General features: G+C 66.3%; 1 protein-coding gene. It reads left to right on the top strand.

The window, feature by feature from the left end; all coding sequences use genetic code 11:
- Positions 1 to 6 precede the first annotated feature (6 nt).
- On the top strand, positions 7 to 678 hold the full coding sequence (gene pdeM, locus PMN64_RS42840) for a ligase-associated DNA damage response endonuclease PdeM (RefSeq protein ID WP_411785116.1): 672 nt from the start codon (positions 7 to 9) through the stop codon (positions 676 to 678).
- The last annotated feature ends 578 nt before the right edge of the window (positions 679 to 1,256 follow it).

The raw sequence follows: 1,256 nt of genomic DNA, 5'->3' as shown, positions 1-1,256 counted from the left end.
GACGACATGCGCGTTTCGAGGGTCACGGTGGCGGATGTCGGATTCGTGGCCGATTTCTCCGGCGCACTGTTTTGGGAAGCGCAGAGCCTGCTGGTGGTGTCCGACCTGCATCTGGAAAAGGGCTCGAGCTTCGCCAGCCGCGGCGTGCTGCTGCCGCCCTATGACACGGTGGCGACGCTCAGCCGGCTCGCTGCGGTGATTGCGCGGCACGATCCACGGCAGGTGATCGCGCTCGGCGACAGCTTTCACGATCGCGATGCGCATGCGCGGCTGTCGGATCCGGATCGCGAGGCGCTCGCGGCCTTGCAGTTGCGGCGCAACTGGATCTGGATCTCGGGCAATCACGATCCGGCGCTGCCGTCCGATCTCGGCGGCGTGGTCGCGACCGAGGTCGCGATCGGTCCGATCGTGTTCCGCCATGAGCCGACGGGTGCGGCCGGCGAGATCGCCGGGCACCTGCACCCCAAGGCGCGGGTGCCGACCCGCGGCCGCTCGATCGAGCGCCGCTGCTTTGCCTGTGACGGCGAGCGCGCGGTGATGCCGGCGTTCGGCGCCTATACCGGTGGGCTGAGCATCCGCGACGCCGCGTTCACGCGGATTTTCGGATCGCCCGGCTTCATAGCCCATGTGCTCGGCGACAACCGCGTCCACGCGTTCGTGGCGTCGCGGTGTTATTAGCGATCGGCGCATTTTTATCACCGTCATCCCCGCGCAAAGGCTTCGCCTTTGTCGCTGGAGGTGCGAGCGGAGCGAGCCTCGAAGGATGTACGGCCCGGCTGGTGGCCGTGCATCCTTCGAGGCGCGCAAGGGCGCGCACCTCAGGATGACGGGATCAAGAGCGTTGGCGCAACCTCACGCTGCCTTCGCCTGCGGTGCCACACACTCGCTGTCGTCCCGGGCAAGCGAAGCGCGACCCGGGACCCATAACCATCGATCGTCGTTGTTGCGTGACGATGGGGCCACAGCTTGCTTCAGCAACACAGCCCTGTGGTTATGGGTCCCTGCTTTCGCAGGGACGACAATGGAGAAGCGGCGTGATCTCGCCCTACGCCGCCTTCGCCTGCCGCGCCACACACTCGGTGTCGTCCCGGGCAAGCGAAGCGCGACCCGGGATCCATAACCACCACTGTTCGAGATTGCGCAAAGCTGTGGCCCCAGCGCGGCATCACACTGCATGCGGTGGTTATGGGTCCCTGTGTCTTGGAAGTCTGTCAGGATGAGGGTGGGCGGGAAGCCGTTGGGTCCTTGGCGCTTGA

The sequence above is a fragment of the Bradyrhizobium sp. UFLA01-814 genome (genome assembly GCF_046718885.1).
Lineage (GTDB): Bacteria > Pseudomonadota > Alphaproteobacteria > Rhizobiales > Xanthobacteraceae > Bradyrhizobium > Bradyrhizobium elkanii.
This window is presented reverse-complemented; position numbering and strand designations above follow the sequence as displayed.

Bases quoted from the DNA above. Each gene is read 5' to 3' on its own strand.
- pdeM (WP_411785116.1), top strand. From the start codon at position 7: ATGCGCGTTTCGAGGGTCACGGTGGCGGATGTCGGATTCGTGGCCGAT.